The organism is Synechococcus sp. NB0720_010, assembly GCF_023078835.1.
Taxonomy (GTDB): domain Bacteria; phylum Cyanobacteriota; class Cyanobacteriia; order PCC-6307; family Cyanobiaceae; genus Vulcanococcus.
In genome coordinates, this window is record NZ_CP090898.1 from 392054 (window position 1) to 412577 (window position 20524).

Annotated in this window: 27 protein-coding genes; 13 read left to right on the forward strand and 14 right to left on the reverse strand. The window is 57.1% G+C overall.

Annotated elements, in window-relative coordinates; genetic code table 11:
- Window positions 1-59: 59 nt before the first annotated feature.
- The 3 genes from LY254_RS02080 to LY254_RS02090 form a co-directional block, all read right to left on the reverse strand.
- Window positions 60-371, reverse strand: a complete 312-nt coding sequence (locus tag LY254_RS02080) for a thioredoxin family protein (protein WP_247478566.1) — start codon at window positions 369-371, stop codon at window positions 60-62.
- A 24-nt stretch (window positions 372-395) separates the two neighbouring features.
- Window positions 396-578, reverse strand: a complete 183-nt coding sequence (locus LY254_RS02085; protein WP_247478567.1) for a hypothetical protein — start codon at window positions 576-578, stop codon at window positions 396-398.
- Window positions 579-830: 252 nt separating this feature from the next.
- Entirely contained in the window at window positions 831-1616 is a 786-nt protein-coding gene (locus LY254_RS02090; RefSeq protein WP_247478568.1) for a PAS domain-containing protein, read from the reverse strand.
- A 56-nt stretch (window positions 1617-1672) separates the two neighbouring features.
- On the opposite strand from LY254_RS02090, the gene LY254_RS02095 reads away from it, so the two are divergent.
- Window positions 1673-2473 (forward strand): ABC transporter ATP-binding protein, encoded by an 801-nt coding sequence (locus tag LY254_RS02095; protein ID WP_371820489.1) that lies wholly within the window; start codon window positions 1673-1675, stop codon window positions 2471-2473.
- A gap of 83 nt (window positions 2474-2556) precedes the next feature.
- On the opposite strand, the gene LY254_RS02100 is transcribed toward LY254_RS02095, so the two are convergent.
- Window positions 2557-4098, reverse strand: coding sequence for an alpha/beta fold hydrolase (locus LY254_RS02100; protein ID WP_247478571.1), 1542 nt, complete (start codon window positions 4096-4098; stop codon window positions 2557-2559).
- Window positions 4099-4214: 116 nt separating this feature from the next.
- On the opposite strand from LY254_RS02100, the gene LY254_RS02105 reads away from it, so the two are divergent.
- The 3 genes from LY254_RS02105 (at window position 4215) to LY254_RS02115 (ending at window position 7552) form a co-directional block, all read left to right on the forward strand.
- A complete protein-coding gene (locus LY254_RS02105; protein ID WP_247478573.1) occupies window positions 4215-5558 on the forward strand; it encodes a site-specific integrase in 1344 nt (447 codons plus the stop codon).
- A 615-nt stretch (window positions 5559-6173) separates the two neighbouring features.
- Window positions 6174-6626 (forward strand): hypothetical protein, encoded by a 453-nt coding sequence (locus LY254_RS02110; RefSeq protein WP_247478578.1) that lies wholly within the window; start codon window positions 6174-6176, stop codon window positions 6624-6626.
- Window positions 6627-6661: 35 nt separating this feature from the next.
- Window positions 6662-7552: a hypothetical protein gene (locus LY254_RS02115; RefSeq protein WP_247478580.1), complete on the forward strand. Its 891-nt coding sequence runs from the start codon at window positions 6662-6664 to the stop codon at window positions 7550-7552.
- Between the two features lie 229 nt (window positions 7553-7781).
- Here LY254_RS02115 and LY254_RS02120 read toward each other — a convergent pair whose 3' ends face one another.
- From LY254_RS02120 to LY254_RS02130, 3 genes are read right to left on the reverse strand one after another with little or no spacing between them, the layout of a single operon-like run.
- Window positions 7782-9077 carry a hypothetical protein gene (locus tag LY254_RS02120; protein ID WP_247478589.1) on the reverse strand — a complete coding sequence of 432 codons (1296 nt, stop codon included), beginning with the start codon at window positions 9075-9077 and terminating at the stop codon, window positions 7782-7784.
- A 2-nt stretch (window positions 9078-9079) separates the two neighbouring features.
- A complete protein-coding gene (locus tag LY254_RS02125) occupies window positions 9080-9334 on the reverse strand; it encodes a hypothetical protein (protein ID WP_247478591.1) in 255 nt (84 codons plus the stop codon).
- Window positions 9335-9340: 6 nt separating this feature from the next.
- Window positions 9341-9775, reverse strand: coding sequence for a hypothetical protein (locus tag LY254_RS02130; RefSeq protein ID WP_247478593.1), 435 nt, complete (start codon window positions 9773-9775; stop codon window positions 9341-9343).
- 467 nt (window positions 9776-10242) lie between these two features.
- Between LY254_RS02130 and LY254_RS02135 the strand changes: the two genes are divergently transcribed.
- Window positions 10243-10680, forward strand: a complete 438-nt coding sequence (locus tag LY254_RS02135) for an NUDIX hydrolase (protein WP_247478595.1) — start codon at window positions 10243-10245, stop codon at window positions 10678-10680.
- Here the strand turns inward: LY254_RS02135 and LY254_RS13050 are convergent.
- The 5 genes from LY254_RS13050 to LY254_RS02160 form a co-directional block, all read right to left on the reverse strand.
- Window positions 10650-11276 carry a hypothetical protein gene (locus tag LY254_RS13050; RefSeq protein ID WP_371820491.1) on the reverse strand — a complete coding sequence of 209 codons (627 nt, stop codon included), beginning with the start codon at window positions 11274-11276 and terminating at the stop codon, window positions 10650-10652. The two genes, LY254_RS02135 and LY254_RS13050, sit on opposite strands and share 31 nt — an antisense overlap.
- Complete coding sequence (locus LY254_RS02145; protein ID WP_247478596.1) at window positions 11269-11760, reverse strand: WbuC family cupin fold metalloprotein; 492 nt, start codon at window positions 11758-11760, stop codon at window positions 11269-11271. Before LY254_RS02145 ends, LY254_RS13050 begins: the two co-directional genes overlap by 8 nt.
- A 177-nt stretch (window positions 11761-11937) precedes the next feature.
- Complete coding sequence (locus LY254_RS02150) at window positions 11938-12690, reverse strand: sulfite exporter TauE/SafE family protein (protein ID WP_247479701.1); 753 nt, start codon at window positions 12688-12690, stop codon at window positions 11938-11940.
- 17 nt (window positions 12691-12707) lie between these two features.
- Window positions 12708-13679 carry an SDR family oxidoreductase gene (locus LY254_RS02155; protein WP_247478598.1) on the reverse strand — a complete coding sequence of 324 codons (972 nt, stop codon included), beginning with the start codon at window positions 13677-13679 and terminating at the stop codon, window positions 12708-12710.
- An 82-nt stretch (window positions 13680-13761) separates the two neighbouring features.
- Window positions 13762-13950 carry a hypothetical protein gene (locus tag LY254_RS02160; protein ID WP_010317193.1) on the reverse strand — a complete coding sequence of 63 codons (189 nt, stop codon included), beginning with the start codon at window positions 13948-13950 and terminating at the stop codon, window positions 13762-13764.
- 131 nt (window positions 13951-14081) lie between these two features.
- Here LY254_RS02160 and LY254_RS02165 point away from each other — a divergent pair, with 131 nt between their 5' ends.
- From LY254_RS02165 to LY254_RS02185, 5 genes are all read left to right on the forward strand, one after another.
- On the forward strand, window positions 14082-14240 hold the full coding sequence (locus LY254_RS02165; RefSeq protein ID WP_010317195.1) for a hypothetical protein: 159 nt from the start codon (window positions 14082-14084) through the stop codon (window positions 14238-14240).
- An 8-nt stretch (window positions 14241-14248) separates the two neighbouring features.
- Window positions 14249-14824, forward strand: coding sequence for a PCC domain-containing protein (locus LY254_RS02170; RefSeq protein ID WP_010317196.1), 576 nt, complete (start codon window positions 14249-14251; stop codon window positions 14822-14824).
- Window positions 14825-14966: 142 nt separating this feature from the next.
- Window positions 14967-15383, forward strand: coding sequence for a hypothetical protein (locus tag LY254_RS02175; RefSeq protein WP_247478600.1), 417 nt, complete (start codon window positions 14967-14969; stop codon window positions 15381-15383).
- The gene (locus LY254_RS02180; RefSeq protein WP_010317198.1) at window positions 15380-15925 is read left to right on the forward strand and encodes a rhomboid family intramembrane serine protease; all 546 of its coding nucleotides are present in this window, start codon (window positions 15380-15382) and stop codon (window positions 15923-15925) included. Before LY254_RS02175 ends, LY254_RS02180 begins: the two co-directional genes overlap by 4 nt.
- A complete protein-coding gene (locus tag LY254_RS02185; RefSeq protein WP_247478601.1) occupies window positions 15922-17016 on the forward strand; it encodes a zinc peptidase in 1095 nt (364 codons plus the stop codon). The genes LY254_RS02180 and LY254_RS02185 overlap by 4 nt, the downstream gene beginning before the upstream one ends.
- 3 nt (window positions 17017-17019) lie before the next feature.
- Here LY254_RS02185 and LY254_RS02190 read toward each other — a convergent pair whose 3' ends face one another.
- Both LY254_RS02190 and LY254_RS02195 read right to left on the reverse strand, forming a co-directional pair.
- A complete protein-coding gene (locus tag LY254_RS02190; protein ID WP_247478602.1) occupies window positions 17020-17178 on the reverse strand; it encodes a hypothetical protein in 159 nt (52 codons plus the stop codon).
- 80 nt (window positions 17179-17258) lie between these two features.
- The gene (locus LY254_RS02195) at window positions 17259-17459 is read right to left on the reverse strand and encodes a Nif11 family protein (protein WP_247478613.1); all 201 of its coding nucleotides are present in this window, start codon (window positions 17457-17459) and stop codon (window positions 17259-17261) included.
- Between the two features lie 253 nt (window positions 17460-17712).
- Here LY254_RS02195 and LY254_RS02200 point away from each other — a divergent pair, with 253 nt between their 5' ends.
- Genes LY254_RS02200 through LY254_RS02210 form a run of 3 tightly spaced genes read left to right on the forward strand, consistent with a single transcriptional unit; the run spans window position 17713 to window position 20524 of the window.
- Entirely contained in the window at window positions 17713-19188 is a 1476-nt protein-coding gene (locus LY254_RS02200) for a bifunctional orotidine-5'-phosphate decarboxylase/orotate phosphoribosyltransferase (protein WP_247478615.1), read from the forward strand.
- A 20-nt stretch (window positions 19189-19208) separates the two neighbouring features.
- A complete protein-coding gene (locus LY254_RS02205; protein WP_247478621.1) occupies window positions 19209-19523 on the forward strand; it encodes a hypothetical protein in 315 nt (104 codons plus the stop codon).
- A 23-nt stretch (window positions 19524-19546) separates the two neighbouring features.
- Window positions 19547-20524: an ATP-binding cassette domain-containing protein gene (locus LY254_RS02210; protein ID WP_247479703.1), complete on the forward strand. Its 978-nt coding sequence runs from the start codon at window positions 19547-19549 to the stop codon at window positions 20522-20524.

Below are 20524 nucleotides of genomic sequence, written 5' to 3' on the forward strand. Positions count from 1 at the left end.
TGTCTAAGCCAATAGAACGTTTCCGCGGGTAGGGATCAAGCGATCCCCTTGAAGAAAGTTCAAAGATTGGGCAGGAGTGCCGCGAGTTTGGTGCGGAAGTCACCCTTGGGCATCCCGCCTTTGAGTTCACCGTGGATCATGAACTCACCGTCGGGGTCTTCCACCACGAGGTAGGTCGGCCAGCCCATTCCTTCCTTGTTGGGATACTGCGCAAGCAGGACCTTTCTGTATCTGCGATAGGTCTCGGTGTCCTGCAACATCACGCTGACAAAGCTGCACCCCAGTTCTTCAGCAACCTTGCCGTCGTAGTGGCTCATCCGATGGCAGGTGCCGCAATCCTCGGAACTGAACTTGAGGACTGTGGGTGCCATGGCGAGGACTGCAGTGCCGGCAACTTAATGGCACTGATCGAGGCTGATGTCGCCGAGGAAACAAAGATCGAGAAGACGTTGCAGTGCAGCCGCCCGCGACGGAAGACCCCACTGTTCCTTCAGGGCATCCAAGCGAGCCAGATGAACTCGGCGAAGATCGCAGCTGACCTTGATGCGCTCATCACCCAGAAAAGGAAGGCTTTGCATCTCCCAGGCCTATCGCTGTCGCAACGATGCCCGCGATCAAGGCGATGTCAACGAACGGCGGGGATGGTCAGGTAGGCCGGAGCAAAGCTGCAGGCCAAGGCGAGTTGCCGCAGCGGTAGGCCAAAGACCGTGCTGACGAAATCGATGGCAACGCGCGAGAGCAACGGAACACCGCTTGTGTCGCAATTGTAAAGAGACGTGAAGCAGCTCTCAGCTTGCAGGGTGTCAGGTCAGCAATCGGCCGAAGCCCCTTCAGCGATCGAGCTTGTCAGCCAGCGCCCTGGCCTCTTGGGCAAGTTGACGCTTCAGCAGCACGCGATCAGTCACGTCCCGCTGGACCGAGACCCAGTGGGTATACCAGCCCGAGGAATCGGCCAGGGGCGCCACCTTGAGCTCAATCCAACAGGTGGATTGATCGCGGCGGTAGTTGATGACCTCCATGGACGCTGGCTTCCACTGATCCATCGCCGAGCGCAGTGCAGAGGTGCTCTCCTTCGATGTCTCTGGACCCTGAAAGAGCCTCGGACTCCTGCCGAGCACCTCGTGAAGCGCGTACCCGGTCTGATCCAGTAGTGACTGGTTGGCGTAAACGATGACAGGACCCGGGGCATCCAAGGGTTCAGCCAAGGTCACCAAGACGGCATCTTGCGCCGTGTCCAGGACCCCCTCGAGCAAACGGCGGTAGGCGTCTTCGTTGGTTTCCTCGGGGGCCGCATCGAGGCGTTGCGCCCGGCGCCGGAGGATGCCAACGCCAAAGCCAGAGTCACAGGCAAACAGACGGAGGCGGGTGGCCAGCTCAACCCCCGTTGGATGGGGGAGAGGCAGCACATGGTCCCGCGGCCCCTCAGCTAAACGCCGGTGTTCCTGGACGATGAGATCAGACAACTGCGGCCAGCACTCGCCCATTGCGCGGCCGCACCACTCCTGGGAGTGGTGACCCAAGCGCTGTTGAGCCGTGCGGTCGACGTGGGAAACCAGGCCATTGGCCCCGCAGAGCACCAAGCCATCTCCGGGCTCCAGCAGGAAAAAAGGCTGCATGGGGCTGACCCTAAAGAGCCGGCCCGTGCCGATGCTGGAAGCAGTGGCCGATGTTCATGAGCGCGACCCCCTATTTCGAGGCCATCTCCGTTGAGGCCTGGCTTGGTGCCAGGCGAGTGTTCAACGATCTGACCCTGAGCTTGCAAGCAGGGGAACCCACGGTGCTGCTGGGACCCAATGGTGCGGGCAAAAGCGCCTTGATCAAGTTGATCAATCGTCAGCTCTACCCCGTGGTGAAGCCGGGCTCTGAGCTGAAGCTCTTTGGCAGCAGCACCGTCAACCTCTGGGATCTGAGGCAACGCATCGGCCTGGTCTCCAGTGACCTTCAGAGCGGCTACATCCCAACGGTGCCAGCGGAAGACGTTGTTCTCTCCGGCCTCTTTGGCTCAGTCGGGCTAGGCCGTCCCCAACGCCCAACACAGCAGCAACGGGCAGAAGCACTGAACCAGCTCGAGCAGCTTGGATTGGCTGATCTCCGTGGTCAGCCCTTCGGCCATTGCTCGGATGGGCAGCGGCGGCGCTTGCTACTCGCCCGCGCATTGATTCATCAACCCGAGGTGCTGGTCCTCGATGAACCGATCAATGGCCTGGACTTCAAGGCCAAGCACCAACTCCTCAAAAGCCTGCGGCAAATCAGCAGGACAGGAACCACGTTGCTGCTGGTGACGCATCAACTGGAGGCCGTGATCCCTGAGGTCCAACGCGCTGTCCTGATCAAACGCGGGCAAATCGTGGCCGATGGGCCTGCCGATCATCTGCTGACGAGCGCAAGTCTCAGTGCGTGCTTTGAAACCCCGATCACTGTTTTGGAGGAAGGGGGCTGGCGCCAAGGTGTACCCCGAAACAGCGAGGCATAAAAAACAGCCCATGCAGGGCTGTGTGAGGAGGCTTCATCGCCATCGAAGCGAAGCCAGTGGCGACGGGCGATGGGTAGATCGACTCAGCTGTCCGATTGGATCGCGGTCGAGACGTCCTTGAGGGGAATCAAAGGATGGCCCCAAGGGCCTGTGCCAAGCAGTGGCGGCGCGCCGGCTGACGGGGAGAGCGCGGGGCCGGCTTGATAGGCCGCCTCAACCCAGGCCAGCAGCAGCGGACCCAGCACCCCTCCATTGGCCTGCTGACCGGGGCGCAGATTGAAATGATCGCCCCCTTTCGCCAAAACCAATTGGTGCCCGAAGGGCACGGCCTGGCGCATCGGTGTGATTGCCTCGGGGTCAGGTGGCACAACCCAGTCATGGGTGCCACTCACGACCAGAAGACGTGCACTGGCGTTGCGCAGTTGCGGAACCGAAAACAGCAGTGACATGGGCGGCGAGACGGCCACGGCTGCAACGACCCGCGGATCGCGAAGGGCGGCCTGATCCACGCCATCGAGCCAGCTGCACTGCAGGGTCCAGCTCAGATTGCGCTGTGGATCACTGGTTTGCGGGCATCGCTTCTTGAGCGTTGTCGCCTGGGGCACCAGACCCGCCTGCTGCAACGCCGTCGTCGCCCCCCAGGAGTGACCAATGACAACCACAGCGTTGGCGTTGACCCCAGTCACGCCGCTGAGTTGGTCAGCAGCCACCGCATCTGTGACCGCGCTGAGATCGCGAAAGCGCAGGGCCAGCTCAATGGGCTTCGGGGGAGGAACCGCTCCCTTCAGCATCAGGGCCTGCTCCTTGTTATCACTGCCGGGGTGGCGGGGCAGGGCCACGGTGTAGCCCCTGGAGGCCAGCAAAGCGCCCCAGGACGCGAAGTTCTTGGGACTATCCCAGAGGCCATGGGAGATCAACACCAATCGCCCATTGCCCCCTTGCGAGGGTTCAACGAGCACCACCTCCAAGGGCCGTGTGCGATGGGGCACCGCAAGACGCACCTGCCGTTGTCGTACCGCTGGAGATGACGACGGTGCAGGAGCCGTTGGCAGCAGATCAGGTGGGGTCTGGGCGAAGAAGCTGTTGGCCTGGGTGCGCTGGGCCAACATGCGGCCGAGGATCGTTTTGACCTGACCGAGGTTGAAGCGCACCCGCTGGCCAGGAAGGGCCTCGATTAGTTCGACCAGGGTGGGCTCACCACCAGTGGCGTTCACCCTCGCCCGATCCAACGCCTGACGAAAGGTTTGCCCCGTCAGATCGGGATCTCGCCCCTCGATCGTGCCGAGGGATGAGACCACCAAAAATGCTTGCTCGAGCAGAGGTGAGCCAACGGATCCATCTGCTAAACGAATCATCGAGATCGGAATCGGTCGCTGGAGCACCTGCATCAGCAGCTGACTCACCGCTCCGTCCGAGGCCCGATCCAATTCCGCCAGGTCGCTCCGGCCCGCCATGAGGGCACTGGGACTTTTCAGTTCGCTGACCTTGACGCTGAAGCTGGAGCGCAACAGGGGAAGCTCAATCAGAACCTCCTCAATGGCGCGGGCCGGCGCTGTCCAGAGGGGGACTGCGGCGGCCGCAAGAAGCGCAAGGCTGAGCCGCTGCAACCAGTGGAAACTCGACACATGTCTAGTACTACTGCTTCGAGCATCGGCGTAATCGACTGGTGCTACTGGCTTCTGGCTCATTCGCTTATGGGTGGTGCTAGGACTAGTCAAGCAGTGGTTCAAGCACTGACGGGTTGTTCACTCGCAACCACACCATGCCAGCAATCAGGAAATCGCTGACTGTCGACAAGGGAATCAGCGTGTTCTGCTACGAGCACACCAAGGACGGTTGGTATGTCCGTCAATGGAACAAAGCAGAGCGTCGGTATCGCACTAAGCGCATTGAAGGCGCTTCTACCGAAACTGAGGCACTAGCAAACTTCTACAAAGCACTAGCGACTTTCTCAGATACGCCACAACGAGTAATCAAGAGAGTTTCGGAAGCATCAACAATCACCGAACTCGTTAATGAGTTCAACAAGTTAGAGGTTCAGCGTGTGGATGCTGGATTAAAGGATGAGAAAGCACGACTTCGCCGAATCACATCCTTAAGGCGAATGATTGAATACCTTAACGCCAAAGAGATTCAGTTTCCAAATCAGATAGATGTAACTACTTGGGAGGATTACCCAATCTTCCGCAAGTCAGTAATGAAGAACACACGCAAGACAGAACTTCGTGATATTGCCGTCTTTTGCCGCTCCTACCTAGTGCCACGTGGATACTTAGCAAACGAGATTGCAATGTCTCGTGGATTCTTCCCGCGCATTTCCATCGGAGACGACGAGTTAGATGCCAATCCTGCTATCACAGCAGACGATTACAAGATAATCAACAACTACCTTCGCCACCAATACTGCGGAAATGCTCGCACCTATGTTGGAGAGTACTCACGTCGGATGTTCGCCACATTCGTACATCTTCTGAAAAACAGCGGATGTCGTCCATCGGAATTGTTAGCAGTAAGGCGCAAGGACATTGAAATTACAAATCCCAAGCGATGGTCTGAATCCAAGCAAAAGTGGGAAGATGACTACAAACTAAAGATTCACGTTCGTGTGTCCAAAACTGGTAAGCGTCGTGATGTTCTTTGCCGAAGCAATGCTGCTTCAAACCTGCTTGATTTCTTGAAGTTTCAGCGTGGATGGCTCGATAGAAACCATTTCACATTCACCATTAAAGAAGATTCACTCATCTTCGGAAATCCCAAAGAGCACTTTGATAAAACATTTGTCTATAAGCGTTTTGATGTGATGTGGGAAGAAGTCCGAAGCGCAGTTGCAAACGAAATCGCAGGCAACAGATTCAGCGAGCGTCAATATACCCTGTATTCGTTACGCTCAACCTTCATCGAAGATTGCATCACAGCGGGGTTAGATGTGTATCTCGTCGCTCGCTTGTGCGGCAATAGCGTCGAAGTGATTCAAAAGCACTACGATAGACACGACGTTCTCAAACGCGCTGAAGAGGTTCAGTCGTTACCAATTGGTAGGCAGAAACCGCCGGAAGTCGAAACGATAAATGTCCTTGATATTTAACTCTTTCCAAGGACGCACCTACTAAACAATTCCATAAATATGCTGAGCGACGCCTAGAAGCGTCTGTGCGGCGTTTTAATTGCTTTTAGGTGTATTGCTTCGTATGATGCATTTTTAGGCGCCTTGTAGGCGATTCTGAGCGAAGTAAACACATCACCACTTAAACCTATGCCAGACGGACTAACTAAAGACCAACGCCACTAGCGTAATTATCAGTTCCCACATGTATACAGAGAAAAGTCTTACCCTTTGGGCGGATCTATAGAGGGAGACACTCCTCCTAACACCTTCCGTTTACAGGAAAAAGTGCTTATGGGGCAGCGATTAAGGGGGATAGCGCATCTAGAGAGGGAGGAACTCATCGTGCCTGAGTAAGACCACATGTATAGAGGGAAATCTTTCTAACGATCCCACATGTATACAGGAGTAATTCTTATGGGGGATCGATTAAGGGAGAAGTAAGACATTACTACCTCCTGGCAAATGAAGCCTTCGCCAACCCGACATGTATAGAGGAGAATACATAGGGCGTATTTGTATGAAGAGAAATAATCCTATCCCTTCGCCTCTTCCTTTAAAAGCGTTCCACATAGAACACAAGATTATGTACCAGTTATGGCAGTTATTCTTAGAGACATTGCGCCTCCAATTAGAGAGGTGTCAAAGCTTGGTTATGCAGCAGTCGCTGTATACAGTCTGTTGTTTGAATCAGCACACCGTGAGTGGGAATACTCTCACTCCTCAGAAGGATTTCCTCGCGATACCGGTGGAACAACCACTTGGTCTCATAAAGCAATTGCTGAAACCCTAAAGATGGGTAAGGCAAAAGTTATTCAGTCAACCGATGTTTTATTGGATTCAGGCTTCTTGCAAGTCATAGGACGAGTTTCGTCTTCAAAGGGTAGTAAGCATCGAATCTATCGCGTCATTCATCCTAAAGAGATAGAGATTCAGAGGCTCATCATTTCTTATTTTGATGAGCCACCTTCTATTCGCAATAAAAAGATCGACTCCATGAAGCATTCGTCTTCTGAAGTCATCGAGAACGATTCTGAAATCTTCTACTAAGACAACTTTAACCGACAAACATTCTATTTCTCTTTATGCCACGCAACAAGTATCAACGACGCAGAGGAATGCGTCCATCTACAACTGCTCCATCTGCCGCTCAAACTGAACTTCTCCAGCATCCTGTTCAACTACCACATTCATCAACTTCTTCCGCTGATGTCGGAAGGGAAGCAGCACGTCAAGTTCGAGAAACCAACAATCCCAATACTCGGTTCATCGACAAACCAGATGCATCTACAAATAAGAACGTCCTTAGAGATGCCTACAACCGCCAACAAGCGGCTTCTAGGAGTGTTCAGCGTCAAGTACTAGGAGAAGCATCAACTGCCTCTCTGAAGCCATCTGGAAGGTATGTAGCGCCATCCGTTCCACCACGCTTATCTATGCAACTTGTCGCTAAAGGTGGAGCAATGCGACTGATGCCAGTTCCAGCAATTGGTGCAAACATCGCTGCTGGTGTCGCCGCATATGCAATTGAACGTGCTGCACAACCAGCACTTGAGTATCTAGGTGAAAAACTCGCTAGAGGCTTATACAGCGGTTATGAAGCCATTTTTGGTGATACCGACGGTATGACGTTCGATGAGTTGCAAGAGCACCATCGGAAGATTGAACAAGAGTATCTAACGAGGATTCAAGGACAGACAAACGAGGGATTGAATCCTCCAGAAGCCACTCAAGCACTCAATAAACCCGTTCTTGAAGCGCCAGTAACCACACCAAAACCGCCAGTAAACCAACCGAAAGTGGCATTGCCAGCGGAAATGGAGAAACAGACTCAACCTCAGTTTGATGAGCGAAATCGTGAGTATCAGATTCGACGAGCGGCATTAGGTGACAATCCGACTAAAGAAGAGATGGATGCAGTTGTTGCTTACGGTTTGGAGCAGCACAGAATCAATTTCCCTCATCTCTACGACTAACGCTATCCAGAGAGTCTGTCAAAGATCTAAGAGTGCGTATTAATACTCTCATCCCCACATCATTGTCCCCATAGGGGTAGTTGCTGATACACCTTTCACTAGTTCGTTAGAACAGTGCTTTTCTAGTTGATTGCACTATTGATCTCTTTCTCGAGGTTTTCGGTAATCAACCATTAAAGCATTATAACAAGTATCGAAGTCATCCGCAACTTGGTTCTCGTTGTCCTAGTCACATCTTGATGTTTAGTGTCGGAAGTTCCTGGATATACTTGCTGCCTTTATCGCACGTCTTCTTGAGTAGATCAGCGAACAAGTCTGTTTCTGCTTGACCTTTTCTCCATCCTATCCAGAGCTTGCCATTCTTGTATGCAGCATTAGTATCATCTTTGCAGTCATAAATGTCTTCGAAGTATGTGCTGCTAACTCCGCCTGGTGTCGAGCTTGTACCAGGAATATAAGTGGGCGAATTACCACTGGTTGTACAACTTATGCTCCCACCGTATCCGCTGCAGTTTGTTGATGACGTTGAGTTGCCAATAAATGTTCCGGAAGAGCCGCCCTTGGGTGACTTGTAGTACCTAGTAATCCTCTTAAACCCAACATATCTTGTCTGTTGACCATGGTGAGGTATTCGATATGTCCTTGAGAAGTAGAACAGCCTTCCATCGTCTGCTTGGTAAGACATCCAGCCAACTGGCTTTGGTAGTCCGTAAACATCAACACCTTTAGTCTTGATGATGCAGAGTTTGCCATCGCAATCGTCACGCTCTGCCTCTACTGTCTTCATGGAGCTGTTAAACCTCATGCATCCTTCATAGTCTTTAGCTTGAAGGCATTGAGTATGAGAATCTTTCTTTGAGCTCTTTCTGACTGGTATCTTTGCCGTACTGGGTAACACTATTCTATTTCTGTTGTGTGACAGACCCGCTAGTAATTTCATACATTTAGCCGAGCCAGCGCCCATCCTCTTTATACCGTCCGGGATATTCCATGAAAGTGGACTTCCTTTAATCCTCTGCTCCCTAAGCTGTAGATTCTTTATGTCGTGTCTATTTTCACCACTATCAGATTGCAGCCTATCTATCTTATCCTTTGTCAACATGGGATCGCTCTCTAGGCAGCTTCTAAATGCAATACTGACAAGTGCTTCTGTTTTCCATCCGTGTCTGCCACCTTTGGTGTAGTCGATACGGAAGATTCCTGGTGCGAGCCTATTAGCAGCTCTGTGGCAGATTTCTGTCATTCCTTTGATTGCATCGTTGTATTTTTCTTTCCAGCCAATTTGTCCTGATAACTCCTCCTGCATCTCCCATGTCACCTTGCTACCAAGTGATTTCCAGTGTCTATTAGCTTCTGGTTGAGCCTCTTTCACTCCGAATCCATAATCAAACATGCAGCCATCAAAAGCCAGGACTTTCGCTGTATCTTTTTCCCAACCTAGGAAAAACTTGCTATTCCCATATGCTGGAAGCATTGGGAGTGAAGCACACATTACTATTGCTGATGCTGCTGGGATGAATCTCATCTTCATTTGCCTTCAACACAGTGATAACCACGGTCACTAGTTGCTTTAATCGTTTCTGCCTTTAGCCATTTCTCACCTTCTGCTTGGCACGTTGTGATGTCAACCATCTCAATCTTTTCAAGTGCCGCTCCGACTGAGCCATTTTGATCAAATGACTTGCCATAAAGAATTACAAGCCATGCTGACTGAGCATTAGCAGAACCAGCAGTCATTACCAGTGCTGACATAAATAGCGCAAGCGGCAGAAACTTAGTCATGACTCCTCAATCCTTGATATTGACTTCAACCTGAGTTGCGTCTCTGTTCTTACACTTGCGGCAAGCACGTCTTAAGTCTGTCCAAAAGCGGTTGGCTGCACCTTGATTAGCAAAGAGAAACTGTGCAAACTCGGGCTCAGTCATCCCGTCTTCAACGTATTCGACACCAAAAGTCGTAACCCATGATGTTGTCCACATATTTGTGTACTCACCATTTTTGGTAATGTACGTAATATCCTCGAAGCGAAGAGAGTCTTTGTCGTTGACGATTATCCGCCCATCAACAAACTTGACATTGCAGTCGTTGCCTTTCTTTCCGCACCAAGCGTCGTAACCCTTTGCGTTGCTGTCAGTAGCCGCCTCACCTAGTCCTGAGTGAGCAGGTGATATTGCTCCGAAAAGAGATAGAGACGCGATAGCAAGAGTCAGAATCTTTTTCATCAGTTTTTCCTCGATAAAAGTGACAAAAATCTGAGAGCTCTTATTACTATACACTACTGCATCTATTTACCCCCCATGGGAGGGTATAGATCTTTACGAACGTCTGGCTACTGTTTATTAATGGTTGGATTTAGTCAGTTTTGTGTACGTTTTTCGATGTCACTTAACCCACATCCATGTCAAGCAGCAGTTCAAGCAGAAAACCCAGTCGTAGCGGCACTCTTCCAAGTTCTACTAAGACATGGAACCGTTGCGCTGTTCGGGGTTTGAGTTGTAATCAATGAGGATTCAGATCTGTATTGCGAGTCATCCTTGGTTCATAGACAAAGCGACTGAATGAACCGTCAAGCATCGGTACCGAGTCAAGCACCAGTTCAAGCAGGAGTGACCCATAGAACCCAGTCAGTCACTAGAATGGACAAAGCCCGACACAGGCATGGCCCCGTTGCTCTGACCATCATCCGTGCATGACCCAAGTGCAGGTAGCTCTGGCCGTTCTCGAGCACAACGGCAGCTGGTTACTGCAGCTGCGGGATGACATTGCAGGCATCGTCGCTCCCGGCTGCTGGGGTCTCTTTGGCGGGCACCTTGAGCCCGGAGAAGGCCCCGAGGAAGCGCTGCGCCGGGAACTCTGGGAGGAAATTCGACTGGAGATCGGCACGCCGGTTCTTTGGTATGTCTCAAGCCAACCGGGAAAGATCAGACATGTTTTTCGTGCCCGCCTCGAGACGCCACTCCGGGCCCTGGAGCTGATGGAGGGTCAGGATCTCGCACTCTTCTGCCCTAACGCCTTGCTATCCGGCGGGGCCTTCAGCCCAAAACTGAAGCAAACGCGGCCCCTAGCTGAGTCGACCCGCGAAGCACTGAGCCGCTATCAAACCGAGGAGAGCTCTTCGATGCGGTAGTAGCTGCGCTCATCGGAACAACAGACATCGGCGTAGTAGCGCTCAAGGACGTCGTAGGCCGCGTCATAGCTCTCGAATTCCTGACCAGCGAGCGGATCGCTGGTCGATGGATTGGCGGACTCCTCATCCAGGACGATGCGGAACACGGCCCGGCTCGGTTTCAGCTGCTCGAGCAATGCGCCGTAGGTCAGTCCCTCGCCAAAGGCGCGCATCAAGGGATTGAGACCCATCGTTTGGCGCTCGGGATGCAACTTGCTGACGGGCACCAACCAGAAGGACCACTCGGCCGGATCCAGCGGAGTGGTTTGCCCTGAGAACAGGGCGAAGACCAAGGTGTTCGCAGCCGTGAGGGGAATGCGGAACTGGATGGAATTGGGCTCGTGTTGCTCGGGCGCGCTGTAAAAAGCCGCCGTGGTGATCGACAGCTGCCATTCCTCCATCGGCAGGACCAAGGATTGGAGATCGGCGCAGGGCCGTCCTGGTCCCGGGTCGAGCCCCAGCCCCTTCAGCAGCAACCAATGGCAGCCGGCCTCGCGGATCTCATCGGCCAGAAGGCTGGGTGTATTCCACTGCAAAAAGGCAGCCAGTTCAGACATCAAACGAACGCCTCCACTCCAGCTCCTGCTCCCTCGATTCAAGCTCGCCTTCCTGGGGAAACCCAGCCAAAAAGTCCTTGTCGGCCAGCGGTTGATAAGGACCTTGCTTCAGTTCAAAAATCACCGAATCGGGGGCGAGGGCCACGAGCGAGTGAAAGAGCCCCTCGTCGAGCTGAAGGCCTCGAACGGGACCTGCTGCATCGAGTCGCTCCTGACGCAGGCATGTTCCGTTGGCATCGAACAACAGCACCCCGATCGAGCCCTGAAGCACCACAAAACACTCAAACCCCTCCCCCGTACCTGGGCGGCAATGGCGATGGGGCCGGATGTAGGTACCAGGCTGCATGACATTCAAGAAGCGCTGCACCAGATCGCTTTCCTGATGCAGGTTGAAGTTCATCCGCAGGCGCTCACTGGCTCGCGCCCGTAGAGCCACCGCATCAAAAAGGTCTTGATCAATGAGCTGGAGCCCAGGGGAGGTCATCGACGAAGCAAAGCGCAGGGCAGCAGGTAGCGAGTCACACCGACAGGCCAGTGGATCTCAGCGACTGTTGTGGGAGATGAGATGCGGCCATGCCCGATTGGACTCGACCACTGATCGCCGTCAGTCTGACCAGCTTCAGCGTCGGCCTGTTCACCGCCCTCGGCGGCTGAGCTGAGTTCAGCTCAGCGCCTTCAGCAGCAGCGAGCACCCCATCACCAGGCAGAGCAGTTCAAAGGCACGCTTCACCAGCGCTTCCCCCTGACGAAGGGCTACGTGGGCTCCCAAATAGCCACCAGCCAGTGAGCCGACCAGCAGCATCGGCAACCAACTCCAAGCAATCTGCCCTTGGACACCGAGGGTCAGGGCCCCCGTCCCATTCCAAAACAGGCCGACCAAGATCAGTGTATGGGCGACGGCCTTGCCGTAGTCCAGTCCGAACCAGCGCACCAGCCAGAGGGTGACGAACAGGCCCGTCCCCGAGGTCAAGGAGCCATTCAGGAAGCCAATGGCGAAGAGCACCAATGCCCCTAAGGCCAATCGCTCTGTTGTCCAGCTCTGGCCGCCAGAGGAAGCACCGAGCTGAGGGCGACAGGCTGAATACACCCCTAGGGCGATGGTCAGAAGACCCAAGAGAAGAGTGGAGAGTTGGGGCGGTAGCGCCAGAACCGTGCGGGCCCCGAGCCAGACCCCTGGGAGTCCACTGAGCAGGATCAACGCCGAGAGCCGTGCATTCAGGCTGCTCTCTTGCGCATGGCGCAGGCTGGCGCCAACCCCCAGGGAGACGCTGGCGACCTTATGGGTCGCCAAGGCCACTGGGAAGGGAAGGCCCATCAGGATCAAGGCGGGCAGCTGAACCAGTCCAGCCCCGCCTCCAGCCAACGCCGAGAGGGCATTGGAGAGCAGGGCCACCGCCAGCAGCCCCAGTTGCATCCCAATCTCCGTGATGCTCAAGGCCTGCTCCGAAATCGGCGCGAGAAGGCCGCGCTGAGGGTGTTAGCCCAGGGCAGCGGCAGGTAGTGGGCCAAGGCCGCGATCAGACGATTCAAGCGTCCGGGGACCACAACGACCTGTCGGCCCTGGAGGGCGCGCTCGGTCCAGCGCACCAGCTGATCAACGGACATCCAGAACACCCCCGGCAGACGCTGCATGCGTTGCTCGACCCCCAGGACGGCGTGGAATTCGGTGTGGACGTAGCCCGGACATAGGGCCATGACCCGAATCCCAGAGCCACTGTTCTCAGCCGCGAGGGACTGGGACAAGCGGATCAAGTAGGCCTTCACGGCGCTGTAGAGCGTGCTGCCGGGCAGTCCCGGAATCAGGCCCGCCAGAGAGGCGATGTTCAGGATCGTTCCCTGCTGACGCCGCTGCATCTCTGGCAACACCAGCCGCGTGAGCTCCGTCGGGACCTCCACCATCAACCGCAGCATCGACTCCAGCTGCATCCAAGAGGACGCCTCGAAGCTTCCCCGCAGCCCAAAGCCCGCGTTATTGACCAGCGTCTCGACCCAGAGTCCATTCGCCGCCAGTCGCCCTAACAACTGATCGACGGCCCGCGGTTGATTGAGATCCAACGCCACCGGTACAACCCTCGCAGCGGCGGATTGCGCCAGCTCGGCAGCCAGCTCGTCCAGGCGGTCCTGGCGACGCGCCACCAGCACCAACACCTCTGAGTGCTGGGCGAAGGATCGAGCCAACGCGGCACCAATGCCACTGGAGGCGCCAGTGATCACGGTGCAGGGGCGGAACGTGAAATCAGTCAGCGGAGCGACTGCCGCCCCGGAATCAACGGTGACGGAGAGCCGCTCAGCGAGTTGCAAGCAGGCATCCATCTCCTGCCAAAGAAGCTCGCGCCGATCGGACGAGACCGAGAACGAACGGTGATGGAGATCCCTGCCGACGTAGCGGAGGGCATCAACCACCCTGCGGCGATCCCCTGGGCTGAGCGCATCAAGCGACCAAGACGCATCCCTCGCTGTTGTCACGCCCATTGAGCAGGAGGACCTACTCGTACATCCAATCGAAGGACTCAGGGTTCGAGGCAGACCAGGACTCCACCTGGGTGGAAGCGGGCTTGAACAGGAGGCGCACAAGGAGGCTGAGCTCCAGCCCCAAGGCCAAGCTCAGCGCCAGAAGGCCACCGGCTGCCACGAGCGCCTGGGGGTGCGCCACCACGGAAAAGGCTTGCTCCATTACCAATGACCTCGATCAATCTCCACTCCATCCCTAGCCACGGCAAAGGGGACTGATCACAGATGTCTCAAGGGGGACTAGCGCAGCGCCAAAAAGGGACTTAAGGTTGGCTTTAGGTTTGAGTTCAGGGAGTGAACGAGAACAATCCCGTCCTGCAGTCCATGCGTCAGGAACTGCACGAGCTCAAGCTCCGTTACGGCAACTCACCCACGGATTTCAACCGATACCAGCTGGTGCGCCACGAACAGCGCCTAGCCCAGTGGGTCCCGAATGAAAAAATCGGCGCCTGACGACAGGCATGGAGCCTCAAGCGATTCACCTCGGCCCTGGCGCCGACCTTCGCAAAAGCCTTGAAGAGCTAGCCCAGCAGCAGCAGGCCGAAGGATTTGTACTGAGCATTGTCGGCAACCTGAGCAGGGTCGCTTTTGCTTGCCCCGGCAGTGACCAACCCACTGTGCTGACGGGAGAACTCGAAATCATCAGCCTGCAGGGGACGATCTCCCCTCAGGGTGTGCACCTGCACCTGAGCTTCTCCGATGGCGAGTGCCAGGTTTGGGGCGGACATCTCGAGCACGGCAGTGAAGTTCTCAAAGGTGCCGATTTATTGGTGGGTCTGCTGAAGCAATCCGCCCCCACGCGCGCTCCTTCCTCCACTGCTCAACCGCGAATCCGGCTTGCTGTTGCCGAGGGATGCCCCTGGTCGAACCGCGCGATGCGCATGCTGCGCAGCCTGGGAATTCCGTTCGAGCTGGCCCCACCGGAGGCGGGCTCACTGCCCCAGATCTGGATTGAGGGGGCGATGATCGGCGGGTACGAGGACCTGGCCGATTGGCACGGCCAAGGAAAACTTGATCGCTTCCGCACAGGCTTCTGAGACCAATACCTGGCAGCTCCGAACGGGGGCCCAGTGTCAATTGGTCATCGGACGCTTCCCCCCGTTTTCGTACAACGCTTCGAGTGGTGGGGGCCCCGTCCTCCAATCCCCTGCCGATCAACAGGGGCGCCTCGCACTGAAGGTGCCCATCGCAGGGCTGACCATCCCCCCTTTGGACTGCCAAACAGCCCGGCTCTTGGGCCTTCCGCTGCCCCCAGGGATCAGCGTTCAGATCCAGCCAGAACAGCTCGAGGGCGAGCTGGACCCGAGCAGCGGCGCCCTGAGCCTGCGCTTCCGATCTCGCTTTCGCTTCACCCTGGGACCTGCCCGTCAACCCGTCTACCAAGCCTCAGATCTCGTCGTGGACACCGCACTGACCAGCGGGTCCATCGAGGGGCTGCGGCACCGCCGTCAAGGGCGACCCCTCGACCAGGACGGCAGGGGGCAACTGGTGGGGGTCGCCAGCATCGCCCCCTGCCAGGACGCATGGCTCAATGCCTTTCTTGGCCTGCCTGATGAAGCGCTGGCCGTCATGGAGATCCAGCTCCTGAGGGCATGACGCGGGATCTCAAGGCGGCGCTGCTGATCCCGCTGGCTCTGCTGGCATTGGCTTGGCTGCAGGAGGGAATCGATCAACTGCTCTTTCGCGGGCAGTGGAACTTGCCGATGCTTCCCGGTGGTCCGGCCTTGGGGATCCTGACCGCCCCCTTCAGCCACGGCGGTTGGGGACATCTCCTCGCCAATAGCGGCTTGTTTCTTCCCCTCTCCTGGCTGGTCTGCTTCAAGAGCAAGTGGGACTATTTGGCCGTCTGGGCCGCTGTGTTGTTCACAGCCATTCCGGTCTGGCTGTGGTGGCCCAATGGCGCCCACGGCCTCTCAGGTGTGGTCTATGGATTACTGGGTTACCTGTTGTTGATTGGCTGGCTGGAGCGCAGACCATTGACCATGCTTCTGTCGCTGGCGGTCCTGCTGATCTATGGCGGAATTCTCCCCAGTCTTTTGCCGTTCTTCACCCCAGCTGGGGTGAGCTGGATCGGCCATGCCAGCGGCTTCGCAGGGGGGCTGCTCGCCGCTGCGGTGGTCTCGCGATCAAGACCATGACTCATCTCATCCCTCGAGCAGGCTTTGGCAAACCGCTGGGTGCGCTCCTCATCAGCCTCGCCATGGCCCTTGGCGCTTCGGCCCAGCCCTGGGCACCCGGCATGGAACCCCCACCGGTGCTGGAAGCCGCATCCGCCAAAGATGCCCTGAAGCTCGAGGCGTCCCGGCAAGCCAGCCAACGCCAGGACTATCTCCGGGAGGCCCATGAGCTGCTCCACCGCCATTGGGGCACCAAGGTCAAGCCACAACTGCTCTTCGCGGGCGATCGCGCCGATGGTTGCGGGGTGAAGGAGGTGCGCCATCCCATGGCCTTCTATTGCCCCCCCAGCAAACAAATCGCCATGGCCCTGGAACTGCGCAAGAGCGTCAGAGCAGCCAAGGGCCAGAGCGATGCTGCACTGCTCTTGCTGGATCTGGCCGTCTTGGCCCATGAGTGGGGCCATCACGTCAACCGAGAAAAGGGGCTCGGCCCCTTCAGTGGCGGCATGGGGCTCACCGTCAAACAGGAGGAACTCGCTGCCGACTGGCGAACCGGAGTCTTTCTCGGCTGGCTGATGAACGTCGGCGCACTCCAGGTGGACGACTTCTCCAATACGGCGAATCTGCTCTTTGAGATGGGCGACTACGAGCGCATCTCAAGGCAGCACCACGGCTATCCCAAGGATCGCTTTCAGGCCCTGACCCTGGGGTTGAGCAGCCAGCTCCAACCGGGGCAGTCGGTGGGGAACTGGACCGTTGACACCAACGAAACCTTCAGCCGGCCACTCCCCGGGGAGCCAGGGGATTCCCTGCTGGGGGCACGGCGCTATGAGGTGCGGCGTTTCGAAATTGAGCGGGGCCAGCAGATCGCGACGAATCTGATCGGGGGGCTTCTCGGTGCGGCCAGCTGCGTCTGGGGCAGTCAGGACCAGTGCGTTGGGATGGCGATGCAACAGGGCAAGGGGAGAGCCCTGGGCAGCTACACCAAGCGCGAACTCACCCTCTGGTGCAACAGCGGCAGTTTTGATGTCAGTGCTGATGACTTCGACCCCCAACCCATCGGACGGGACGGCAAGGGGCAGGCCCAGGTGCTGGCGGAGAGGGACTGCTGAGCGTCAGCTGAACTCCAAGAGCAGCTCCAGAGTCAGCTTCTCCGCCAAGGCTGAGTCGATCACGCGCAGATGACCGATGGCCGTCGGTCGGTCGGAGCTGGGCAGTGCCCTGAGGTCCGCAACCGCGAGTTCCAAACAACGTCGATCGAGCTCGAGATTCACGCAGGGAATGCAGCGAACGGATCGAACCGTGGGCTCTCACTGGCATCCAGCGCTGGGGGCCAGATCCCGAGCTATCCCCCTCAGCCTTGCAAGGACTTGAGCTCTTCGTCCTGGCGGTGCTGCAGCCAGGCCTGCTGCAGATCGACACGGGTAATGCGATAGCCCAGGAGACGGGCCTGCAGCAAGAGACCGTTGTCATCGCGGCAGCGCCGCAACCGGTGACGCAAGTGCGGACGGGTCTCCGCATCGACGACCAAGCGCTCAAGTTCTTGCCAGCTCATGAGGCTTGAGTGGGTTCCAAACCATCGCAAAGCCAAAGCCCAGAAGCCAGGCATCGGCAGCGAGTCTCGCGAGCCTCCTGAGGCTCAACTGCAGCGGCTCTGTCGCCAGAACCCCTTTGAGGCTGCCGTGGTTCAAGCCCCAGCCCCGACCTTGATGGGCACATGAGACTGCTCCGTATTGCAACGAGCTGTGTCATGCCCTTTCCCAGGGCGCCAGGGATCCCTTAACAACGACTCAAGCCGCCAGCGGGCGATGGGCTTCTTCGTTCAACTCACTGAAGCCATCGCAGAGCGTCAGTCCCTGCTGATGACGGGACTCGACCCGAACCCCGAGATGCTGCAGAGCTGGGCTCTGCGCCGGGGGATGGGCAACCGTTCCTTCCTGAGTCAGGCCAGGCACTGGATTAAGGCGGTGGTGGAGGAAACCAGTCCCCACGTCTGTGCGATCAAGGCCAGCCTCGGCTTCTACCAAGCCCTGGGCCCACTCGGACTGGAGTTGCTGCTGGAGGTGCGCGATCTGGTGCCGCGCGATCTCCCCCTGATCATCGACGCCAAACACGGCGATCTGAATTCTTCAACGGCCCTCGCCCACTACCTGTTCAAAGACCTGGGCGTCGATGCGGTCACCCTCTCTCCCCTGGCGGGTCAGGACATCGCCGCTCCGTTTTTGCTGTATCGGGACAAGGCAGTCGTCATCACCTGCCGCAGCTCCAACCCGGCTGCCAAACGAATCCAGTACCACCCCAACGACAGCGATCCCCTGTTCCTGCAGATCGTGCGGGAGAGCCAACTTTGGGGCACCCCAGACCAGGTCCTACTGGAGGTGGGAACCAGTGACCCCAAGGTCCTCTCTCGGGTCAGACAGGCCGCACCCGAGCGCGTGCTGATGCTGCGTTCGATCTGGAGCGAAGAAGAACGGGTCGATGGACTGCTGGAGGCCGGCCTGAGCAACTCAGCGGATGGCCTACTGATTCCCATGCCCCAAAACCTGCTGGTTGAAGACGACCTAGCGGAACAGGCCGAAGCACTCAAAGGTCGCATCAACCGCAGGCGAACCAGCTGGATGGAGCAGCACCGCTCCGAACAAGCCGAGACCTGCGAGCTCTGGCTGGCCAATCAAGCGTCCGAGCAAACCAGCTCGGATCCGATGGCGGAGCTCATCGTTGAGCTCTTTGACATCGGCTGCCTGTTGTTTGGGGAATACGTCCAGGCCTCAGGAGCCGTCTTCAACTACTACATCGACCTGCGGCAGATCATCTCCGATCCGAACCTGTTCCATCGCGTCCTCCATGGCTACGCGCAACTGATGGAGGGCCTGCAGTTCGATCGCATCGCGGGCATTCCCTATGGAGCCTTACCCACGGCAACCGGGCTGGCTTTGCAGTTGCACAAGCCCCTGATCTACCCAAGAAAGGAAGTCAAGGCCCATGGGGCCAGGCGCCTGATCGAAGGGGATTTCCAGGAGGGAGACCGCGTGATCGTGATCGATGACATCTTGATCAGTGGCGGCAGTGTGCTCGAGGGCATTGCCAAGCTGGAGCGCTCCGGTTTGCAGGTCAACGACGTCGTGGTCTTTATCGATCACGGCGGTCAGCGCGATCAAAGTGCCCGCGAGCGACTGAAGGCCAAGGGCTATGACTTCCATGCTGTGCTGGACATCCAGCGCATCACCAAGGCCCTGCTGGATGCTGGTCGTCTCACGGCCGAGCAAGCCAAGGTGCTGGGATAGGGGGAGATGCGATGAGGCGGGTGACCAGGCTCCTGAGGACAACGGCCGGTCTGATCGCCCTGGGAGCTCTGTTGGTGAGTTGTGGCCCCGCAGCCCGTCAATCGCCACCAAAGAACCAACCTCAACCAGCGGCTTCGGACGAACAGCAGCGTCAACGCCAGGAGCAAGAGCTGCAGCTGCAGACGCTCACGGATGAGGCAGAGGATCTGTTCAACCGCGGCGAAAACGATCTGGCCTGTGAACGGGTGCGCCAGGCCCAGGAACTCCAGTCGACGCTCGATGTCGAATTCATTGATCCCCTGGGAGAGCAGGCCAAGGCCTGCATCGAGCTCTGACGTTGAGCAGCTCCACCAACGCCATGGTCCTGGCGCGGGGCCTCAGCAAGACCTACCGGATTGCCGAGAAACAACCGGGACTGCAGGGCACCATTCGTCACCTGCTGCGACGCCGCTACCGGGACCTTGATGCCGTTAAGGCCATCAGCTTTGGGATCCAGGAAGGAGAGATGGTGGGGTTCCTTGGTCCGAATGGGGCGGGGAAAACCACGACCTTAAAAATGCTCAGCGGGCTGATTCACCCCAGTGCTGGTGAGCTGCGGGTCGCCGGAGCCATCCCGCAACGGCGCCAGCCTGGCTTCCTGCAGGACATCACCCTGGTGATGGGGAACAAGCAACAGCTGATCTGGGACCTGCCTCCTTGGGATTCAATCCGGGTCAATGCGGCGGTCTATGGCATCCCCGAACGGGAGATGAAGCGCCGGGTCAGTGAACTGGCGGATCTCTTGGAGTTGGGGGAGGAACTGAATCGCCCCGTGCGAAAGCTGTCGCTCGGCCAGCGCATGAAAGCCGAACTGCTGGCGTCATTGCTGCACCAGCCCCGGGTGCTGTTTTTGGATGAACCCACCTTGGGTTTGGATGTCACGGCCCAGGGGAGGGTTCGCGACTTCCTTGCCACCTACAACCAGCGCACTGGGGCAACCATCCTGCTGACGAGCCATTACATGGGGGACATCACGGCCCTCTGCGAGCGGGTCCTGTTGATCCACGAGGGGGCGTTGTTCCATGACGGCCCCTTGGATGCCCTGACCAGCAAACTCAGCCCCCATCGCCAGGTCCGACTGGAGCTGCATCAGCCCCTGCCGCGCGAGGCCTTTGAAGCGTTCGGAACCGTCGAGTCCCATCAGGACCATCAGGTTCAACTGCTGGTGCCACGGGATCAGCTGACGGATTCGGTAGCCGCGCTTCTCAGTCGCTTTGAGGTCCTGGACCTTGAAGTGAATGATCCGCCGATCGAGGAGCTGATGCGCAGCCTCTTCCAACAGGCAGGACGGAACTAA

Bases quoted from the DNA above. Each gene is read 5' to 3' on its own strand.
- LY254_RS13050 (WP_371820491.1), bottom strand. From the start codon at position 11,276: ATGTCTGAACTGGCTGCCTTTTTGCAGTGGAATACACCCAGCCTTCTG.
- LY254_RS02110 (WP_247478578.1), top strand. From the start codon at position 6,174: ATGGCAGTTATTCTTAGAGACATTGCGCCTCCAATTAGAGAGGTGTCA.
- LY254_RS02160 (WP_010317193.1), bottom strand. From the start codon at position 13,950: ATGGAGCAAGCCTTTTCCGTGGTGGCGCACCCCCAGGCGCTCGTGGCA.
- LY254_RS02095 (WP_371820489.1), top strand. From the start codon at position 1,673: ATGAGCGCGACCCCCTATTTCGAGGCCATCTCCGTTGAGGCCTGGCTT.
- LY254_RS02145 (WP_247478596.1), bottom strand. From the start codon at position 11,760: ATGACCTCCCCTGGGCTCCAGCTCATTGATCAAGACCTTTTTGATGCG.
- LY254_RS02195 (WP_247478613.1), bottom strand. From the start codon at position 17,459: ATGAGCTGGCAAGAACTTGAGCGCTTGGTCGTCGATGCGGAGACCCGT.
- LY254_RS02115 (WP_247478580.1), top strand. From the start codon at position 6,662: ATGCCACGCAACAAGTATCAACGACGCAGAGGAATGCGTCCATCTACA.
- LY254_RS02130 (WP_247478593.1), bottom strand. From the start codon at position 9,775: ATGAAAAAGATTCTGACTCTTGCTATCGCGTCTCTATCTCTTTTCGGA.
- LY254_RS02135 (WP_247478595.1), top strand. From the start codon at position 10,243: ATGACCCAAGTGCAGGTAGCTCTGGCCGTTCTCGAGCACAACGGCAGC.
- LY254_RS02210 (WP_247479703.1), top strand. From the start codon at position 19,547: ATGGTCCTGGCGCGGGGCCTCAGCAAGACCTACCGGATTGCCGAGAAA.
- LY254_RS02120 (WP_247478589.1), bottom strand. From the start codon at position 9,077: ATGAGATTCATCCCAGCAGCATCAGCAATAGTAATGTGTGCTTCACTC.
- LY254_RS02085 (WP_247478567.1), bottom strand. From the start codon at position 578: ATGCAAAGCCTTCCTTTTCTGGGTGATGAGCGCATCAAGGTCAGCTGC.
- LY254_RS02180 (WP_010317198.1), top strand. From the start codon at position 15,380: ATGACGCGGGATCTCAAGGCGGCGCTGCTGATCCCGCTGGCTCTGCTG.
- LY254_RS02090 (WP_247478568.1), bottom strand. From the start codon at position 1,616: ATGCAGCCTTTTTTCCTGCTGGAGCCCGGAGATGGCTTGGTGCTCTGC.
- LY254_RS02080 (WP_247478566.1), bottom strand. From the start codon at position 371: ATGGCACCCACAGTCCTCAAGTTCAGTTCCGAGGATTGCGGCACCTGC.
- LY254_RS02200 (WP_247478615.1), top strand. From the start codon at position 17,713: ATGGGCTTCTTCGTTCAACTCACTGAAGCCATCGCAGAGCGTCAGTCC.
- LY254_RS02185 (WP_247478601.1), top strand. From the start codon at position 15,922: ATGACTCATCTCATCCCTCGAGCAGGCTTTGGCAAACCGCTGGGTGCG.
- LY254_RS02150 (WP_247479701.1), bottom strand. From the start codon at position 12,690: ATGCAACTGGGGCTGCTGGCGGTGGCCCTGCTCTCCAATGCCCTCTCG.
- LY254_RS02125 (WP_247478591.1), bottom strand. From the start codon at position 9,334: ATGACTAAGTTTCTGCCGCTTGCGCTATTTATGTCAGCACTGGTAATG.
- LY254_RS02170 (WP_010317196.1), top strand. From the start codon at position 14,249: ATGGAGCCTCAAGCGATTCACCTCGGCCCTGGCGCCGACCTTCGCAAA.